The 17,805-nt window shown below is 66.4% G+C and carries 16 protein-coding genes and 1 tRNA gene; 16 read left to right on the forward strand and 1 reads right to left on the reverse strand.

Annotated elements, in window-relative coordinates; translation table 11 throughout:
- Window positions 1–30: 30 nt before the first annotated feature.
- The 16 genes from ftsH (at window position 31) to C1924_RS07630 (ending at window position 16,747) form a co-directional block, all read left to right on the forward strand.
- Entirely contained in the window at window positions 31–1,968 is a 1,938-nt protein-coding gene (gene ftsH / locus C1924_RS07555) for an ATP-dependent zinc metalloprotease FtsH (protein ID WP_174208949.1), read from the forward strand.
- A 100-nt stretch (window positions 1,969–2,068) separates the two neighbouring features.
- A complete protein-coding gene (locus C1924_RS07560; RefSeq protein WP_108764740.1) occupies window positions 2,069–2,257 on the forward strand; it encodes a hypothetical protein in 189 nt (62 codons plus the stop codon).
- 182 nt (window positions 2,258–2,439) lie between these two features.
- The gene (locus C1924_RS07565; protein WP_108764741.1) at window positions 2,440–2,943 is read left to right on the forward strand and encodes a hypothetical protein; all 504 of its coding nucleotides are present in this window, start codon (window positions 2,440–2,442) and stop codon (window positions 2,941–2,943) included.
- A gap of 116 nt (window positions 2,944–3,059) precedes the next feature.
- A complete protein-coding gene (gene folP, locus C1924_RS07570; RefSeq protein WP_108764742.1) occupies window positions 3,060–3,956 on the forward strand; it encodes a dihydropteroate synthase in 897 nt (298 codons plus the stop codon).
- Window positions 3,956–4,909, forward strand: coding sequence for a tRNA (adenosine(37)-N6)-dimethylallyltransferase MiaA (gene miaA / locus C1924_RS07575; protein ID WP_108764743.1), 954 nt, complete (start codon window positions 3,956–3,958; stop codon window positions 4,907–4,909). The genes folP and miaA overlap by 1 nt, the downstream gene beginning before the upstream one ends.
- Window positions 4,910–5,005: 96 nt before the next feature.
- Window positions 5,006–5,281, forward strand: coding sequence for an RNA chaperone Hfq (hfq, locus tag C1924_RS07580; RefSeq protein WP_079221450.1), 276 nt, complete (start codon window positions 5,006–5,008; stop codon window positions 5,279–5,281).
- A 14-nt stretch (window positions 5,282–5,295) separates the two neighbouring features.
- On the forward strand, window positions 5,296–6,606 hold the full coding sequence (hflX, locus tag C1924_RS07585) for a ribosome rescue GTPase HflX (protein WP_108764744.1): 1,311 nt from the start codon (window positions 5,296–5,298) through the stop codon (window positions 6,604–6,606).
- A 306-nt stretch (window positions 6,607–6,912) separates the two neighbouring features.
- A complete protein-coding gene (locus C1924_RS07590; RefSeq protein ID WP_108764745.1) occupies window positions 6,913–8,220 on the forward strand; it encodes an MFS family transporter in 1,308 nt (435 codons plus the stop codon).
- Between the two features lie 66 nt (window positions 8,221–8,286).
- A complete protein-coding gene (locus C1924_RS07595; RefSeq protein WP_108746440.1) occupies window positions 8,287–8,781 on the forward strand; it encodes a CinA family protein in 495 nt (164 codons plus the stop codon).
- Between the two features lie 35 nt (window positions 8,782–8,816).
- Window positions 8,817–10,499 carry a 2-polyprenylphenol 6-hydroxylase gene (gene ubiB, locus C1924_RS07600; RefSeq protein WP_108764746.1) on the forward strand — a complete coding sequence of 561 codons (1,683 nt, stop codon included), beginning with the start codon at window positions 8,817–8,819 and terminating at the stop codon, window positions 10,497–10,499.
- A gap of 470 nt (window positions 10,500–10,969) precedes the next feature.
- Window positions 10,970–11,605: a transcriptional repressor LexA gene (lexA, locus tag C1924_RS07605; RefSeq protein WP_079221455.1), complete on the forward strand. Its 636-nt coding sequence runs from the start codon at window positions 10,970–10,972 to the stop codon at window positions 11,603–11,605.
- Between the two features lie 218 nt (window positions 11,606–11,823).
- Entirely contained in the window at window positions 11,824–12,861 is a 1,038-nt protein-coding gene (gene recA, locus C1924_RS07610) for a recombinase RecA (protein WP_108764747.1), read from the forward strand.
- Window positions 12,862–12,972: 111 nt separating this feature from the next.
- Window positions 12,973–13,461 (forward strand): recombination regulator RecX, encoded by a 489-nt coding sequence (gene recX, locus C1924_RS07615; RefSeq protein ID WP_108764748.1) that lies wholly within the window; start codon window positions 12,973–12,975, stop codon window positions 13,459–13,461.
- Window positions 13,462–13,570: 109 nt separating this feature from the next.
- Entirely contained in the window at window positions 13,571–16,219 is a 2,649-nt protein-coding gene (gene alaS, locus C1924_RS07620) for an alanine--tRNA ligase (RefSeq protein ID WP_108764749.1), read from the forward strand.
- A gap of 151 nt (window positions 16,220–16,370) precedes the next feature.
- Complete coding sequence (gene csrA, locus C1924_RS07625) at window positions 16,371–16,574, forward strand: carbon storage regulator CsrA (RefSeq protein ID WP_079221459.1); 204 nt, start codon at window positions 16,371–16,373, stop codon at window positions 16,572–16,574.
- Between the two features lie 80 nt (window positions 16,575–16,654).
- Window positions 16,655–16,747, forward strand: a tRNA-Ser gene (locus tag C1924_RS07630).
- 86 nt (window positions 16,748–16,833) lie between these two features.
- Here the strand turns inward: C1924_RS07630 and C1924_RS07635 are convergent.
- Window positions 16,834–17,802, reverse strand: a complete 969-nt coding sequence (locus tag C1924_RS07635; protein ID WP_108764750.1) for a DUF1684 domain-containing protein — start codon at window positions 17,800–17,802, stop codon at window positions 16,834–16,836.
- Window positions 17,803–17,805 lie beyond the last annotated feature (3 nt).

Below are 17,805 nucleotides of genomic sequence, written 5' to 3' on the forward strand. Positions count from 1 at the left end.
GCACTAAGAGGAACGCCGGAGCCAATGAGGATGAACGACTTGACCAAGAACCTCCTGCTATGGGTGGTCGTCGCCGTCGTGCTGATGGTGGTCTTCCAGAGCTTCTCGCCCAAGTCCTCCGGGGCCGGGGCGCAGGGCGCGACGTATTCGCAGTTCCTGGACCAGGTGGACAGCGGCAACGTGCAGAAGGTCACCTTCGGTGGCGATTCGCGCGGCCTGACCAACCAGATCACTTACACCACCCGTGGCGGCCAGACGGCCACCATCGCCGCACCGGCTGATCGCGACCTGATCAACGTGCTGCGTACCAAGAACGTGGACATCGTGCAGGAAGAGCCGTCCAGCGGCATTTCCTTCGCAGCCATCCTGATGAACTTCCTGCCGGTCATCCTGATCATCGGCTTCTGGCTGTTCATCATGCGCCAGATGCAGGGCGGTGGCGGCGGCGCCAAGGGCGCCATGTCCTTCGGCAAGTCGCGCGCCAAGCTGCAGGGCGAAGACCAGATCAAGGTCACCTTCGCCGACGTTGCCGGCTGCGACGAGGCCAAGGAAGAAGTGGGCGAACTGGTCGACTTCCTGCGTGACCCCTCCAAGTTCACCAAGCTGGGCGGCAAGATCCCGCGCGGCGTGCTGATGGTGGGCCCGCCGGGTACCGGCAAGACCCTGCTGGCCAAGGCCATCGCCGGCGAAGCCAAGGTGCCGTTCTTCTCGATCTCCGGTTCGGACTTCGTGGAAATGTTCGTCGGCGTCGGCGCCAGCCGCGTGCGCGACATGTTCGAGCAGGCCAAGAAGCACGCGCCGTGCATCATCTTCATCGACGAAATCGACGCCGTCGGCCGCCACCGTGGTGCCGGCCTGGGCGGCGGTCACGACGAGCGCGAGCAGACCCTGAACCAGCTGCTGGTTGAAATGGACGGCTTCGAGGGGGGTGAAGGCGTGATCGTCATCGCCGCCACCAACCGTCCGGACGTGCTGGACCCGGCGCTGCTGCGCCCGGGCCGTTTCGACCGCCAGGTGGTGGTCGGCCTGCCGGACGTGAAGGGCCGCGAGCACATCCTGAAGGTGCACATGCGCAAGCTGCCGCTGGCCGACGACGTCGAGCCGATGGTGATCGCGCGTGGTACCCCGGGCTTCTCCGGTGCCGACCTGGCCAACCTCTGCAACGAGGCGGCCCTGTTCGCCGCGCGTGGCAACGAGAAGGAGGTCCGCATGGACCACTTCGACCGTGCCCGCGACAAGATCCTGATGGGTGCCGAGCGCCGCTCGATGGCCATGAGCGAAGAAGAGAAGACCCTGACCGCTTACCACGAGGCAGGCCATGCCATCGTCGGTCGCCTGGTGCCCGAGCACGACCCGGTCTACAAGGTCACCATCATCCCGCGCGGTCGTGCGCTGGGCGTGACCATGTACCTGCCGGAAGGCGACAAGTACTCGATGAACCGCGTGGCGATCAAGTCGCAGCTGTGCTCGCTGTACGGCGGCCGCGTGGCCGAGGAGCTGATCTTCGGTGCCGACAAGGTCACCACCGGTGCCTCCAACGACATCGAGCGCGCCACCAAGATGGCCCGCAACATGGTCACCAAGTGGGGCCTGTCCGACCAGCTCGGCCCGATCGCCTATGGCGAAGAGGATGACGAGGTGTTCCTGGGCCGTTCGGTCACCCAGCACAAGAGCGTGTCCAACGACACCGCGCGCCGCATCGATGAGGAAGTGCGCAACATCCTCGATGAGGCGTATGCGCGCACGACCGAGCTTATGACGGCCAACCTGGACAAGCTGCACGCGATGTCGCAGCTGCTGCTGCAGTACGAGACCATCGACGCACCGCAGATCGACGCCATCATGGAAGGCCGCGATCCGCCGCCGCCGGCGGGCTGGAGCAAGTCCAACAAGGACGGCGGTGGCAACGACAAGGGCGGCGACGCCCGTCCGCTGCCGCCGATCGCGGGCCCGGCCGAGTCGCACTGACTGCCCGCCATTGCTGATCGCAGACGAGGCCGGGGAAACCCGGCCTCGTTGTTTCCGGGCCGAGGCCCGACTGAATTCACCGCCTTACGCTGGAGCCCGCATGTCCGTTCCCCCGCCGCAACCGATTTCCCACACCGTCGAAATGGTCATCGCCACCGTCGTCGGCGTTGCCGTGGGCCTGACCGTGGACAACCTGCTGCTGGGCTGCGGCGTCGGCATTGCCGTCGGCATCCTGCTGAGCATCATCAAGACCCTGTACGTAGACCGGAAGCGCCGCCGTCAGCGTTGAGGGTTTTCGGCAGGGCGGCGCCCTGTACCTGCCGAAGCGGCGGCTGTTGGTAGGTGTCGACCTTGGTCGACACGGTAGATCCACGCCATGCGTGGATGAGGCCTTGCGCGATGCCTCTGCTGCGCGTCAGGATGCGCCACCACGGCCGCCATAGGGGGAGGCCGGGTTTACAGGGGATCACCATGAAACTGCTGCTTCCGCTTGCCCTGGCAGGGCTGGCGACCGTTGTCCTGCCCGCCGCCGCCGCTGAGATCCGCGTCATGCAGCCGGTACCTTTCGCTGATTCGGCCATCATCGCCGACGCCATCAAGAGCGAGTGCAGCATCGGTGCCACGTTGGCGCAGTCGCTTGCCAGCAATGCCGCCCGCCACGGCAACACCCTGGTATCCGGGCCGGTGGGTGCCGACAGCGGCAACGGGCGCTCGTTGAGGCTGGAGCTGGTCGAAGCGCAGAGCGCAGGCAACGCCTTTGTCGGACACTTCAAGTCTGCCGCGGTGCGTGGTGCCTTGTTCGAGGATGGCCACCAGGTCGCGACGGTCACCGCAAGGCGGATCTCCCGCGGTGGTGCCTTCGCCGGTTTCAAGGGCTCCTGCACGGTCCTCGACCGCACCGTCAACGCGATCGGCGAAGATCTGGCGGCCTGGCTGGCTGCGCCGACTGACAACGCGCGCCTGGGCGACTTCTGATCGAGGCGGCATTGCCGTACCCGATCTGCGTGCCGGCCAGCGGCCGGCAGTACCACAGGATGCAGCGTGCGGGTCTGCGGACTTAAACTAAACACCGTTGCCCGCAGGATCGCCTCATGTTCGATATCTCCCCCCAGCTCGACTGCGCCGGCCGCATCCTGCGCCTGGACCGCGCTCGCGTCATGGGCATCGTCAACGTCACCCCGGATTCGTTCTCCGATGGTGGCGCGCACGACAGCACCGAGGCCGCCGTCGCCCATGGCCTGAAGCTGGTGGAGGAGGGCGCCGACCTGCTGGATATCGGCGGTGAATCGACTCGCCCCGGCGCTGCGCCGGTCTCGGTGGAAGAAGAACTGCAGCGCGTAGTCCCGGTGATCGAGCAATTGACCGCCCGTACCCAGGTGCCGATCAGCATCGATACCTTCAAGCCGGAGGTGATGCGCGCGGCGGTGGCGGCGGGCGCCGGCATGATCAACGACATCTTCGGCCTGCGTCAGGAAGGCGCGCTGGACGCAGCCGCCGGCACCGGCGTGCCGGTGGTGCTGATGCACATGCAGGGCGAACCCGGCCACATGCAGGCCGACCCGGATTACGCCGATGTGGTGGCCGAGGTCCATGGCTTCCTTGTGCAGCGCCTGTTTGCGGCCGAAATGGCCGGTATTGCCAGGAAGAACCTGGTGATCGACCTGGGCTTCGGCTTCGGCAAGACCACCGCCCACAACATGACCCTGCTGGCCCGTTCCGAGCGTTTTCTCGAGCTGGGCGTGCCGATGCTGGCCGGCCTGTCGCGCAAGCGCAGCCTGGGCGAACTGACCGGCCGCGATGTACCCGCCGAGCGGGTATCGGCTTCGGTGGCGGCGCACCTGATCGCGGTGCAGCGCGGCGCTCGCATCGTGCGTGTGCATGATGTGGCGGCCACGGTCGATGCACTGAAAATCTGGGAAGCTGTGGACGCAGTCCCCGCACCGCGCGTCGATGCGGCGCCCTCGATCCGCTGGCCGGACGAAGACTGATGGCCGTCGACCAGCGGCCGCTGGCGATCGCGGTCATGGGGCCGACCGCCAGTGGCAAGACCGCGACGGCGATCGCGCTGGCCCGGCAACTGGACGGGGAGATCGTCAGTGTCGATTCGGCGCTTGTCTACCGTGGCCTGGACATTGGTTCGGCCAAGCCCGATGCGGCCGAGCGCGCGCAGGCTCCGCACCACCTGCTGGATCTGCGCGATCCATGGCAGACCTATTCGGCCGCCGAGTTCGCCGCCGATGCGGGGCGGGTGGTGGCCGACATCGTGGCCCGCGGCAAGACCCCCATCCTGGCCGGCGGTACGGGCCTGTACTTCCGCGCGCTGCTGCAGGGCCTGTCGCCGATGCCCGAGGCCGACCCGACGATGCGTGAGGTGCTCAGTGCCGAGGCTGCCGAGCGTGGCTGGCCGGCGCTGCATGCCGAACTGGCGCGGGTTGACCCCGCTGCCGCCGCGCGCATCCATGCGACCGATCCGCAGCGGATCCAGCGGGCGCTCGAGGTCTACCGGCTTACCGGCATCCCGATCAGCGACTGGCAGCGCCGCCCCGGCGTCGCACCTTTGCCGGTGCGGACCCTCAAGCTGATCCTGGCGCCGCGTGACCGCGCGGTGCTGCACCAGCGCATCGAGGCCCGCTTCGACGCCATGCTGGGCCAGGGCTTCCTGGAGGAGGTGCGCGCCCTGCGGGCCCAGCCGCAGATGGGCGCCGTGACCGCCCCACTGGACCTGCCGGCGGTACGTGCGGTGGGCTACCGGCAGGCCTGGGAATTCCTGGACGGGCAGGGCGACGCCGCCCGCTTCCGCGACAAGGCCATTTTCGCGACCCGGCAGCTGGCCAAGCGCCAGCTGACCTGGCTGCGCGGCGAGCTTGATGCCCGCTGGTTCGACCCCCATATCGACCACGAGCGCCTGGCCGGCGCGGTGTCGACCTTCGTCGCACGCTGAACCGTCGCCGTCCGTGTACCATCATGGGTCGGCGGGCGGCTCGGGGGCCGTTGCAACCGCCGGCAACCCAATAAGAACAATAATCAGGAGTTAGCAATGTCCAAGGGACAATCGCTGCAGGATCCTTTCTTGAATGCACTTCGGCGCGAGCGCGTGCCGGTTTCGGTGTACCTGGTCAACGGCATCAAGCTGCAGGGCACGATCGAATCGTTCGATCAGTTCGTGGTCCTGCTGCGCAACACCGTCAGCCAGATGGTCTACAAGCACGCCATTTCCACCGTGGTGCCGGCGCGTAACGTGAAGGTCGGGCCGGGTGGTGGCTATGTGCAGTCGGGTGAAAATGGTCAGGCGGGTGATGAAGCAGACGAGTAATTCCGGAGCGGTGAATGTTTGACCGCTCGAAAAAGGGTGAAAACGCCCTGTTGATCCAGCCCCACTTCGGCAAGCTGGAAGACGATGTGCTGGAAGAGTTTGGAGATCTGGCCCGCTCGGCAGGGGCCAGCATCGCCGCCACCATCACCGCGCGCCTTGACCGGCCCAACCCGTCGACCCTGATCGGCAGCGGCAAGCTGGATGAGATCAAGGCGGCGGCCGATGCGACCGGCGCGGACCTGATCCTGGTCAACCATTCGCTGAGTCCGGGCCAGGAACGTAACCTGGAACGTTTCCTGCAGCGCCGGGTGATCGACCGTACCGGCCTGATCCTGGACATCTTCGCCCAGCGTGCGCACAGCCACGAAGGCAAGCTGCAGGTCGAGCTGGCACAGCTGCGCCACCTGGCCACGCGGCTGGTGCGCGGCTGGACCCACCTGGAGCGCCAGCGCGGCGGCTCCATCGGCCTGCGTGGTCCGGGTGAAACCCAGCTTGAAACCGACCGCCGCCTGTTGCAGAAGCGGGTGGAGCAGCTGCAGAAGCGGCTGGAGAAAGTCGAAGTGCAGCGTACCCAGATGCGCCGCGCGCGCCTGCGCAGCGAACTGCCGCGTGTTGCGCTGGTCGGCTACACCAATGCGGGCAAATCGACGCTGTTCAACGCGTTGACCGGCGCCGAGGCCTACGCGGCGGACCAGCTGTTCGCCACTCTGGACCCGACCGTGCGCCGCATCGCCGTGCCCGGCGGCAGCGTGGTGCTGGCCGACACCGTGGGCTTCGTCCGCGACCTGCCGCATGACCTGGTGGCCGCGTTCCGGTCCACCTTGTCCGAGGCGCGCGAGGCCGATTTCCTGCTGCATCTGGTCGACGCTGCTGATCCGCACCGCGAGGAGCGGATTGCCCAGGTTGACGAAGTGCTGACCGCCGTCGGCGCCGGCGACCTGCCGCAGCTGCTGGTGTTCAACAAGATCGACCGCATCGAAGGGGCGGAAGTCCGCCACGACGGCCAGGACGGCATTCCCGATCCTTCCCGGCGTGAGCGGGTGTGGATCTCCGCCCGCGACGGGCAGGGCCTGGATCTGCTGCAGAGCGTGCTGGGCAAACGCCTGGGGCTGCAGCACGTCACAGGTGACCTGCGTCTGCCGCCCAGTGCCGGGCGCCTGCGGGCGCGCCTGCACCAGCTGGAAGTGATCCGCAGCGAACAGGCGGACGAAGATGGCTGGCTGTTGCAGGTGGACATCCCGATCGCCGAAGCGGAGAAGCTGGCCGCCAGCGCCGACGGCGCCCCGATCCGCGCCCTGCTGCCGGAGAAGCTGCCGGAGTGGTGAATCCGGATGGGGTCGGATCCCGTTCCGGCCCCATCAGTCGAGCAGGCTCGACTCTACCGGGGAGCTGCAGTGGGGTCGGATCCCGTTGCGAAGCAAGGGGCTCTGACCCCGTACCTGCCGCATCAGTCGAGCAAGCTCGACTCTACCGGGGAGCTGCGGCCGCATGAGTCGAGCGGGCTCGACTCTACGGAGCCACGCATAGTCGGCCGATTACCGCACTCCAGCCGCCCGATAGTGCACATCCTCTAACGCCCGTCGGGCGGATGATCGGGAGGTCTGCCCCCACGGCACCCCGGAGTTCCTCCCATGTCCAATGCCAGCACCGACGCACTCCCCCAGTACAGCGCGGCGGAGAAGCGTCACCGCGTGTTCGCCATCATGTCCGCCTCGTCCGGCAACCTGGTGGAGTGGTTCGACTTCTACGTCTACGCGTTCTGCGCCATCTACTTCGCCGGTGCCTTCTTCCCGGCCTCCAACCCCACGGTGCAGCTGCTCAACACCGCCGGCGTGTTCGCAGCAGGCTTCCTGATGCGTCCGATCGGCGGTTGGCTGTTCGGCCGCATCGCTGATCGTCTCGGCCGCAAGAGGTCGCTGCTGATCTCGGTCAGCATGATGTGCGGCGGCTCGCTGATGGTTGCCTGCCTGCCGACCTACGCCACCATCGGTGCGATGGCGCCAGTCCTGCTGCTGGTCGCGCGCCTGATCCAGGGCCTGTCGGTCGGCGGCGAATACGGCACCACCGCCACCTACATGAGTGAGGTCGCCCTGCGCGGCCAGCGTGGTTTCTTCTCCTCGTTCCAGTACGTCACCCTCATTGGCGGCCAGCTGCTGGCGGTGCTGGTCATCGTCATCATGGAAGCCCTGCTGAGCGAAGCGGAGATCCGCGCCTGGGGCTGGCGCATCCCGTTCGTGCTTGGTGCCGTCGCGGCCGTGGTGGCGCTGCTGCTGCGCCGTACCCTGCACGAAACCCAGAGTGAGGCCGACCGGGATGACAAGGATGCCGGCAGCCTGTCGGCGCTTTTCCGTGACCACAAGGCGGCCTTCTTCACCGTGCTCGGCTACACCGCCGGCGGCTCGCTGATCTTCTACACCTTCACCACCTACATGCAGAAGTTCCTGGTCAACACCGTGCACCTGCCGATCAAGACGGCCAGTTACGTGATGACCGGCGCGCTGTTTCTGTACATGTGCATGCAGCCGCTCTTCGGCATGCTCTCCGACCGCATCGGCCGCCGCACCAGCATGATGCTGTTCGGTGCGCTGGGCGCGTTGACCACCGTGCCGATCCTGATCACCCTGCAGCACGTCACCAGTCCGTGGGCCGCGTTCGGCCTGATCGTGCTGGCGCTGGCCATCGTCAGCTTCTACACCTCCATTTCCGGCATCGTGAAGGCGGAGATGTTCCCGCCGCAGGTACGTGCGCTCGGCGTCGGCCTGGCCTATGCCATCGGCAACGCGATCTTTGGTGGCAGCGCCGAGTACGCCGCGCTGGGCCTGAAGAGCCTGGGCCACGAACAACTGTTCTTCTGGTATGTCACGGTGATGATGGTGGTCGCCTTCCTGGTCAGCCTGCGCCTGCCGCGCCAGGCCCGCTACCTGCATCACGACCACTGAGGGCAGGGGAGGACAGCGCCGCCGTTCTGCGGTACAAGGTGACCGTTGCTACCTCGATCCACGCCGATGTCCTTCCCCTCCGATGCCGATCTCCATGCCCAGGCCGCCGCGCTTGGGCAGCGCCTGCAGCAGGCCTCGCTGCAACTGGTCACCGCCGAAAGCTGCAGCGGTGGCTGGATCGCCAAATGCATGACCGATATCGCCGGCTCTTCGGCGTTCTTCGACTGCGGCATGGTGGTCTACAGCTATGAGGCCAAACAGCGCCTGCTGGGCGTGCGTGCGCAGACCCTGGAGCAGTTCGGAGCGGTCAGCCGCGAGGCCGTGCTGGAAATGGTGTCCGGCGCGCTGATCAATTCCGGGGCGGGTATCGCCGTGGCCGTGACCGGTATTGCCGGGCCCGGCGGCGGCAGCCCGGACAAGCCGGTGGGGAGTGTGTGGATCGGCTGGAAGCGCCGCGGGGGGTATGCCCGCGCCGAACTGTTCCAGTTCGATGGCGACCGCGAAGCCATACGGCGGCAGACCGTCGCGGCGGCGCTGCATGGCATCGACGCCCAGCTGTGACATGCTGGCCCGGTATGGAACCGGAGTAGGCAACGATGTGGGAGACGCTGGGCACTGTCCGTGACCTCGGCCGGTTGCAGGAAATTGCCGCCGTCCTGATCCGCTACGGCTTTGGCGACGTGGTCCGGCGCATCGGCCTGGCCACCGTGCTCGAGCGCGCGGGACGTCTGCTGCACTGGAACGAGGAAAGCCAGCAGATGCTGCGCATGACCGCGCCGGTGCGTGTGCGCAGTGCCATGCAGGATCTCGGCCCGACCTTCGTCAAATTGGGCCAGGTGCTGGCTACCCGCGTCGACCTGCTGCCGCCGGAATGGATCGCCGAGCTTTCCGAGCTGCAGAACGCGGTCCCGGCGTTGCCGTACGCAGCCATCCGCGAACAGCTGGAAGCCGATCTGGGCGCATCTCCTTCGCAGGTGTTTGCCTTCCTTGATGAAACCCCGATGGCGGCCGCCTCGCTGGCCCAGGCCCATCGTGCACGCCTGCATGATGGCCGTGACGTCGTGCTGAAGGTGCGGCGGCCGGGCATCCGTGACGTGGTGGAAGCCGATCTGCGGCTGTTGGCGCGGCTGGCCGAGATCGTCGAGGCGCGCCTGCCTGACCTGCGCCGCTACCGCCCGGCCGAGGTGGTCCAGCAGTTCACCGTATCGCTGCGCCGCGAACTGGATTTCGCTGCCGAGTGCCGTAACGCCGAGCGCATCGCCCGCAACTTCCAGGGCCGCCACGACATCCTGATTCCCGAGGTGCACTGGCAGTGGACCTGCGAAAGCCTGAACGTCCAGGACTTCGTCGACGGCATTCCCGGGCGTGACCTGGCCGGTGTGGATGCGGCCGGACTGGATCGCCGCGAGCTGGCCCGGCGCGGCGCCGACATTGTGCTGAAGATGGTGCTGGAAGACGGCAGCTTCCATGCCGATCCGCACCCCGGCAACATCATCTATCTGCGCGACGGCCGCATTGGCGTGATCGACTTCGGCATGGTTGGCGCGCTGTCTGAAATGCGTCGCTTCCAGGTCGCGCAGCTGCTGCACGGGCTGGTGGAGCAGGACCCGCAGGGCGTGGCCGACGTGCTGCTGGACTGGGCCGGTGGCGTGGAGGTGGATGAGAACCGCCTGCAGCATGACATCAGCCAGTTCGTCGACCAGTACCGCGGCGTGCCGCTGAAGGACCTGCGCATCGGCCTGATGCTGGGCGACATCACCCAGCTGCTGCGCAGCTACAGCCTGACCCTGCCGGCCGACCTGGCGCTGATGATCAAGGCTTTTTTGACCCTGGAGGGCATGGGGCGCCAGCTCGACCCGGATTTCGACATGGCCAGCGCTGCCCGCCCGTTCCTGGAACGGGTAATGCTGCAGCGGTATGCGCCGCACGCACTGCTCAAGCGCGGCCGGCGTGGCCTGTTGGGAATGATCGATTTTGCCGGTGAACTGCCACGCGACCTGCGCAAGCTGGTCCAGGCCGCGCGCCGCGGCCGCCTGCAGCTGAAAGTCGAAACCAGCGCACTGCAGGGCTTCGGCGACCAGGTGAACCGCGCCGCCAACCGGCTGGTGATGGGCATCGTCACTGCTGCCCTGATCATCGGCTCGTCCATCGTGATGCACAGTGTGGGCGGCATATCGAGCCGGTGGCTGCTGGCCTTGGGCGTCTGCGGATTCGTCGGTGCCGGATTCTGCGGCGTCTGGATCCTGTTCTCGATATGGAGAAGCGGTAAGCACGCGTAGCGTGCTTACCGCAGCGGTTCCCAACGGGAACCGCGGAATCGCCGCGCGATTCCTGTAGAGCCGACCGCTGGTCGGCTGCTTTTGCTCCTGCGTCCGCGTATCCCGATTGCCGAGCATGGGCTCGGCACTACAGGTAGAGCCGACCGCCGGTCGGCTGCTCTTCCCTCAGCGCCCCCGCATTCCGAGATTGCCGAGCATGGGCTCGGCACTACAGGTAGAGCCGACCGCTGGTCGGCTGCTCTTCCCTCGGCGCCCCCGCATTCCGAGATTGCCGAGCATGGGCTCGGCACTACAGGTAGAGCCGACCGCTGGTCGGCTGCTCTTCCCTCAGCGCCCCCGCATTCCGAGATTGCCGAGCATGGGCTCGGCACTACAGCCGGTAGCGCCGGGCCATGCCCGGCGGCCGTTCCCGATGCCGCGGTCGTCGCCAGCACTTGCGCACCCGGATATTAGTAGTAATACTACTAACCATGGACCTGACCGACACCCAGCAGGCGATCCTGCAGTTGATCGCCGAGCGTATCGAGAGCGAAGGCGCACCGCCGTCGCAGACTGAAATCGCACGTGCATTCGGCTTCAAGGGCGTGCGCGCGGCCCAGTACCACCTGGAGGCCCTGGAACAGGCCGGTGCGATCCGTCGCATTCCCGGCCAGGCCCGCGGCATCCGTCTGGTGCAGGCCCCACCGATCGAAAAGCTGGCCGAACCGGGCCTGCCCGACAGCGTCCTGCGACTGCCGGTACTGGGCAGGGTGGCCGCCGGCCTGCCGATCGGTGCCGACATCGGTTCGGACGATTTCGTGGTGCTGGACCGCGTGTTCTTCTCGCCGGCGCCGGATTACCTGCTGAAGGTCCAGGGCGACTCGATGATCGACGAGGGCATCTTCGACGGTGACCTGATCGGCGTGCACCGCACCCGCGATGCCCATTCCGGGCAGATCGTGGTGGCGCGCATCGACGACGAGATCACCGTCAAGCTGCTGAAGATCGCCAAGGACCGCATCCGTCTGCTGCCGCGCAACCCCGACTACAAGCCGATCGAGGTCCTGCCCGACCAGGATTTCGCCATCGAGGGCCTGTACTGCGGCCTGCTGCGTCCCAACCGCTGAGCCTCCTGCGGCAGCACTGTTCCACCGGCATTACCCCGCGGTCTTTTGTGGCGATTCTCTGGTTCCACTGAGGTTGGTACGGATGTCCGATAATTCTTTTCTGAGCGCCGGGCAGAATCTCAGCCTGTGCGATACATCCGACTTAAAGTGAGCCCATGGCAAAGAAGACCCCGAAAGACAGCACCCCCAACGACATGACCTCTGCAAGGACCAATACGATGGACGAGAACAAAAAGCGTGCCTTGGCCGCTGCTCTGGGCCAGATCGAAAAGCAGTTCGGCAAGGGCTCGGTGATGCGCATGGGCGACCGCGTGGTCGAGCCCGTCGAGGCCATCCCGACCGGCTCGCTGATGCTCGACATCGCACTGGGCATCGGCGGCCTGCCGAAGGGGCGTGTCGTTGAAATCTACGGTCCGGAATCGTCCGGCAAGACCACTCTGACCCTGCAGGCCATCGCCGAATGCCAGAAGATGGGGGGCACCGCCGCCTTCATCGACGCCGAGCACGCGCTGGACCCGATCTACGCCGCCAAGCTGGGCGTGAACGTGGACGACCTGCTGCTGTCCCAGCCCGATACCGGTGAGCAGGCGCTGGAAATCGCCGACATGCTGGTCCGGTCGGGCTCGGTGGACATCCTGGTCATCGACTCGGTTGCCGCACTGACCCCCAAGGCCGAAATCGAAGGCGAAATGGGTGACCAGCTGCCGGGCCTGCAGGCCCGTCTGATGAGCCAGGCGCTGCGCAAGTTGACCGGCAACATCAAGCGCTCCAATACCCTGGTGGTCTTCATCAACCAGCTGCGCATGAAGATTGGTGTGATGATGCCGGGCCAGAGCCCGGAAACCACCACCGGTGGCAACGCACTGAAGTTCTACGCCTCGGTGCGCCTGGATATCCGCCGCATCGGCGCGATCAAGAAGGGCGACGAGATCATCGGCAACCAGACCAAGATCAAAGTCGTCAAGAACAAGCTGGCGCCTCCGTTCAAGCAGGTCATCACCGAGATCCTGTACGGCGAAGGCATCAGCCGCGAAGGCGAACTGATCGACATGGGTGTGGATGCCAAGCTGGTTGAGAAAGCCGGCGCCTGGTACAGCTACGGTGAAGAGCGCATCGGCCAGGGCAAGGACAACGCCCGTGGCTACCTGCGTGACAATCCGACCGTCGCCGCCAAGCTTGAAGCCGAGCTGCGCGAGAAGTTCCAGCCGTCCGAAGCCGCCCGCGAGGAAGGCGACGACGACGGCGACGACGAGTAAGTCTTGCTGTGGGGCAGGGCGGCGCCGTCAGTGACGTCGCCCTGTCCCGCAGGTTAGAACCGCCCACGGACGGGCAGGGCGCCAGGGACGGCGCCACCCTTGGAGCAATTGATGTCCGATGCCGACGCCCCGTCTGGCCGCAAGCGCCGGCCGCGCGAACAGACCCCCGTACAACGCGCCCTCGGGCTGCTGGTGCGGCGTGAGCATTCGCGCAAGGAGCTGACCCGGAAGCTGACCGCCCGCGGTGTCGAGGGTGAGGCGGCCGAGGCAGCCGTTGCCAAGCTGACCGAGGCCGGCTGGCAGGACGACACCCGTTTTGCGGAGAATCTCGTCCGGATGCGCGCCAATACCGGCTATGGCCCCATCCATGTCCGCGCCGAGCTGGGCACCCACGGGCTGGACAGCGCCGCCATTGCAGCGGCCATGGAAACGTACGAGGGGGACTGGCAGGAGAACGCGCGCGACCTGGTCCGCCGCCGCTTCGGCGAGGACGGCCCGCAGGACCTGGCGCAGCGCCGCAAGGCGGCCGATCTGCTGGCGCGGCGCGGCTTCGACGGTGACAGCATCCGTCGCGCGACCCGCTTCGACCCGGATGACTGAGACTGGCGGCGCCGGGCCTGATACCCTTTAGGTTTTCGGCGGTCCGTTACGGCCCCGGCCAGTCAGGTCGGCGGTTCGGGGCTGCCGGCCCGCACACTGCCAGCCCCCAATGAACGCACCCGCCAAATTCACGACCTCCCAGATCCGCAGCGATTTCCTTGAATTCTTCAAGGGCAAAGGCCACACCATCGTGCCGTCGGCGCCGCTGGTGCCGGGCAATGATCCGACCCTGCTGTTCACCAATTCCGGCATGGTCCAGTTCAAGGACGTGTTCCTGGGCGCGGAAAAGCGCAGCTATGTGCGCGCCGCTGACGTCCAGCGCTGCCTGCGTGCCGGTGGCAAGCACAACGACCTGGACCAGGTCGGATACACCGCGCGTCACCACACCTTCTTCGAGATGCTGGGCAACTGGTCCTTCGGCGATTACTTCAAGAAGGACGCCATCGCCTGGGCATGGGAGCTGCTGACCCAGGTCTGGAAGCTGCCGGCCGAGCGCCTGCTGGTCACCGTGTACCAGACCGATGACGAAGCCTACGCGCTGTGGCGCGACATGGTCGGTATTCCGGAATCACGCATCGTCCGCATTGGTGACAACAAGGGCGCGCCGTTCGCCTCGGACAACTTCTGGCAGATGGCCGACACCGGTCCCTGCGGCCCGTGCACCGAGATCTTCTACGACCACGGCGACCACATTGCCGGTGGCCCCCCGGGCTCGCCGGATGAAGACGGTGATCGCTTCATCGAGATCTGGAACCTGGTGTTCATGCAGTTCGACCGCCAGAGCGATGGCACCCTGGTGCCGCTGCCGGCACCGTGCGTGGACACCGGCATGGGCCTGGAGCGCCTGGCGGCGATCCTGCAGCACGTGCACACCAACTATGAAATCGACCTGTTCCAGGCGCTGATCCGCAAGGCGTCCGAGCTGACCGGCATGGCCGACCTGGAAAACAAGTCGCTGCGCGTGATTGCCGATCACATCCGCGCCTGCTCGTTCCTCATCGTCGACGGCGTGCTGCCGTCCAACGAAGGTCGCGGCTACGTGCTGCGCCGTATCATCCGCCGCGCCCTGCGCCACGGCTGGATGCTGGGCGTGCGCCAGCCGTTCTTCAGCAAGCTGGTGCCGACCCTGGTCGAACTGATGGGTGAGGCTTACCCGGAACTGCCGGCCCAGGCCGACACCGTGGTGCGTGCGCTGCAGGCCGAGGAGGAGCGTTTCGCTGAGACCCTCGACGCCGGCATGAAGATCTTCGAGGACGTGGCGGCCAAGGCGAACAATGGCGTCATTCCGGGCGTCGACGCTTTCCGCCTGTACGACACCTACGGTTTCCCGCTGGATCTGACCCAGGACATCGCCCGCGAGCGCGAACTGACGGTCGATACCGACGGTTTCGACGCGGCGATGGAGCAGCAGCGCGAGACCGCGCGTGCCGCCGGCAAGTTCGGTGGCGGCGTGACCCTGCCGGCCGAGCTGGTGGCCACGCTGACCCCGACCGTGTTCCTGGGCTATGACCGCCTGCAGGCCGATGGCCTGACCGTGCTTGCCCTGCTCAAGGACGGTCGTCCGGTGCAGGCGGCTGAAGCGGGCGACGCGGTGATCGTCATCACCAACCAGACCCCGTTCTATGCTGAATCCGGCGGCCAGGTCGGTGATACCGGCGTGCTGACCGGCAACGGTGTGCGCCTGGTGGTGGACGACACCCAGAAGTTCGCCGGCCAGTTCCACGGCCATGTCGGCACCCTGTCCGAAGGCGGCCTGAAGGTCGGCGACGTGCTTTCCGGCCAGGTCGATGACGAGCGCCGTGGCGCCACCATCCTCAACCACTCCGCCACCCACCTGCTGCATGCCGCCCTGCGCGAAGTGCTGGGCACCCACGTGCAGCAGAAGGGTTCGCTGGTCGCCCCCGACCGCCTGCGCTTCGACTTCTCGCACTTCCAGCCGATCACCGCCGACGAACTGGCCGTCATCGAGCGCAAGGTCAACCAGCAGGTGCGCGCCAACAACGCCGCCGAAGTGCACAACATGGGCATGCAGGAAGCGCTGGACTTCGGCGCGATGGCCCTGTTCGGCGAGAAGTACGGCGAGAACGTGCGCGTGCTGAAGATGGGTGACTACTCCACTGAACTGTGTGGCGGCACCCACGTCAGCCGCACCGGTGACATCGGTCTGTTCAAGATCACCTCGGAAGGCGGTGTCTCGGCCGGCGTGCGCCGCATCGAGGCCGTGACCGGCCAGGGTGCCCTGGATTACGTGGACAGCGAAGAGGCCCGCCTGGCCGAGGCGGCTGAACTGCTGGGCGGCAGCGCCACCGATGTGGTCGAGAAGATCCGTGCGCTGGGCCTGCGCCAGAAGCAGCTGGAACGCGAACTGGAAGCCGTGAAGGCCAAGGTTGCCGCCGGCGCCACCGCCGACCTTTCCAGCCAGGCCGTCGAGGTGGCCGGCGTGAAGGTGCTGGCCGCACGCCTCGAAGGGTTCGACGCCAAGGCCCTGCGTGACGCCATGGACCGCCTGAAGCAGCAGTTGGGCAACGCGGTGATCGTGCTTGCCGGCGCCCAGGACGGCAAGGCTGCCCTGGTTGCGGGTGTGAACGGCAGTGCAATGGGCAAGGTCAAGGCCGGGGAACTGTTGTCCCATATCGCCAGTCAGATCGGGGGCAAGGGCGGCGGACGCCCGGACCTCGCCCAGGGTGGTGGCGAGGACGGGCCCGCCCTTGCTACCGCTCTGGCCGCGGTCGTCGAATGGGTCAGCCCCCGCCTGTGATGTAAACCCCTGCCGTCCCCCTCCTTGTAGGAGCGGGACGGCTGACGGTACCATTACGAAATCTTTTCCCTTTGTCGTGGGGACGCTTCTTGACGGAGCGTCAAGCCGGTGGGGGATACCCTTCCACACGGTTCCATGGAGACTTACAAAAATGTTGATCCTGACTCGCCGCGTCGGCGAAACCCTGATGATCGGAGACTCGGTGAGCGTCACCGTGCTCGGCGTCAAGGGCAACCAGGTGCGTATCGGCATCACCGCGCCGAAGGACGTTGCTGTGCATCGCGAAGAGATCTACCAGCGCATCCAGCGTGGTGATGAAGCCGGCAGCACCGGAAGTGAAAATTCCGGCGAATAAAAGCTTTACCTTCGCGTCTGATTAACGTTATGATTCACGCCCCGCTGAGGTGCACCGCACCAGACGCGGAGAAAAACCCCGGAGCGATGCCCGAGTGGCTGAAGGGGCTCCCCTGCTAAGGGAGTATAGGGTCAAAAGCTCTATCGAGGGTTCGAATCCCTCTCGCTCCGCCAGATACAAGAAAGCGCCCGCAGATCACGATCTGCGGGCGTTTTTCGTTATGCGCGCACGCACGCATGTCCATGCCAACCGCAGTCCGTCATCGGTGCGAAGTGGCGTATTTCTTTTCGCCCGCAAGTACGGCCAGGCGCACGCGGGGCTGGCTGCCGTCCTGCTGCGCCAGGCGATTCTCCGGCGGCGGCAGAGGGCACGTTGCGAATTCGGTGTAGGCACACGGCGGGTTGTAGGCGCGGTTGAAATCCAGCGTGACCGAACCATCAGCGGCAACAGGATCGGTCCGCAGATAACGGCCCACGCCATAGGTCTGCCGGCCCGTCGTCTGGTCCTGGAACATCAGGTTCAAGCCCTTGGCCGGATCACCCAGGGCCTGCAGCTGCCACTCATGTCCTTCCTTCTTGAACCGCACATAGCCTGGATTCGGCGTGTCGGTGATCTCGCCAAGGACATTGACGATCGGCAGCGTCCTGCCTGCCGGGTGCGGCACGAACTGCGCCTGCACGCGCCAGTGCTCGTCGGCCGGGAAGAAGTCGAGTCCCGCAAAGTCGCGGCGTGCGGGTGCATCGGCGTGCCGGACCCGAAGGGCAAGGCGCTGTCCGCGACGGATGACCGAGATCTTTCCCTTGCCGTCGTCATAGGCGAGCGTGGTCCCGGCGCCGCTGCCTTCCGGAACCAAGCGCGTCGTGCCCTGCAGAAGGGTCTCATCCACCGTGATGGGCACACCCGCTGCGGGTTGGAAGTACACGCCATCGGCCCGCAGTTCGACCTGGCCCAGTTGGTCGGGTCCGATGGCCAGCCGGATGCTGTTGTCCTCGCCAGCGCCCACGCGTTGCTTGCCTGCGTCGAGCCAATGCAGCCCGGTCAGGCTGGTCCAGCCATCCGGCCTGGCAAGGTCCTCGGCGCGCTTGCGCACCCACTCGGCGTGCGCCGTCTGGAAGGCTGTCGATGCAGGTGCATCCGTGCCGGCCTGGACAGTCGTGGATGCCTGCGGGCTGCACGCGAGCACGCAAAGCGAGGCAGCCAGCAGGGATGCAAGGGGCAGCGTCTTCATGCG

Origin of the sequence: Stenotrophomonas sp. ESTM1D_MKCIP4_1, from assembly GCF_003086895.1 — a bacterium.
Taxonomy (GTDB): domain Bacteria; phylum Pseudomonadota; class Gammaproteobacteria; order Xanthomonadales; family Xanthomonadaceae; genus Stenotrophomonas.

Bases quoted from the DNA above. Each gene is read 5' to 3' on its own strand.
- ftsH (WP_174208949.1), top strand. From the start codon at position 31: ATGAACGACTTGACCAAGAACCTCCTGCTATGGGTGGTCGTCGCCGTC.
- C1924_RS07560 (WP_108764740.1), top strand. From the start codon at position 2,069: ATGTCCGTTCCCCCGCCGCAACCGATTTCCCACACCGTCGAAATGGTC.
- C1924_RS07565 (WP_108764741.1), top strand. From the start codon at position 2,440: ATGAAACTGCTGCTTCCGCTTGCCCTGGCAGGGCTGGCGACCGTTGTC.
- folP (WP_108764742.1), top strand. From the start codon at position 3,060: ATGTTCGATATCTCCCCCCAGCTCGACTGCGCCGGCCGCATCCTGCGC.
- miaA (WP_108764743.1), top strand. From the start codon at position 3,956: ATGGCCGTCGACCAGCGGCCGCTGGCGATCGCGGTCATGGGGCCGACC.
- hfq (WP_079221450.1), top strand. From the start codon at position 5,006: ATGTCCAAGGGACAATCGCTGCAGGATCCTTTCTTGAATGCACTTCGG.
- hflX (WP_108764744.1), top strand. From the start codon at position 5,296: ATGTTTGACCGCTCGAAAAAGGGTGAAAACGCCCTGTTGATCCAGCCC.
- C1924_RS07590 (WP_108764745.1), top strand. From the start codon at position 6,913: ATGTCCAATGCCAGCACCGACGCACTCCCCCAGTACAGCGCGGCGGAG.
- C1924_RS07595 (WP_108746440.1), top strand. From the start codon at position 8,287: ATGTCCTTCCCCTCCGATGCCGATCTCCATGCCCAGGCCGCCGCGCTT.
- ubiB (WP_108764746.1), top strand. From the start codon at position 8,817: ATGTGGGAGACGCTGGGCACTGTCCGTGACCTCGGCCGGTTGCAGGAA.
- lexA (WP_079221455.1), top strand. From the start codon at position 10,970: ATGGACCTGACCGACACCCAGCAGGCGATCCTGCAGTTGATCGCCGAG.
- recA (WP_108764747.1), top strand. From the start codon at position 11,824: ATGGACGAGAACAAAAAGCGTGCCTTGGCCGCTGCTCTGGGCCAGATC.
- recX (WP_108764748.1), top strand. From the start codon at position 12,973: ATGTCCGATGCCGACGCCCCGTCTGGCCGCAAGCGCCGGCCGCGCGAA.
- alaS (WP_108764749.1), top strand. From the start codon at position 13,571: ATGAACGCACCCGCCAAATTCACGACCTCCCAGATCCGCAGCGATTTC.
- csrA (WP_079221459.1), top strand. From the start codon at position 16,371: ATGTTGATCCTGACTCGCCGCGTCGGCGAAACCCTGATGATCGGAGAC.
- C1924_RS07635 (WP_108764750.1), bottom strand. From the start codon at position 17,802: ATGAAGACGCTGCCCCTTGCATCCCTGCTGGCTGCCTCGCTTTGCGTG.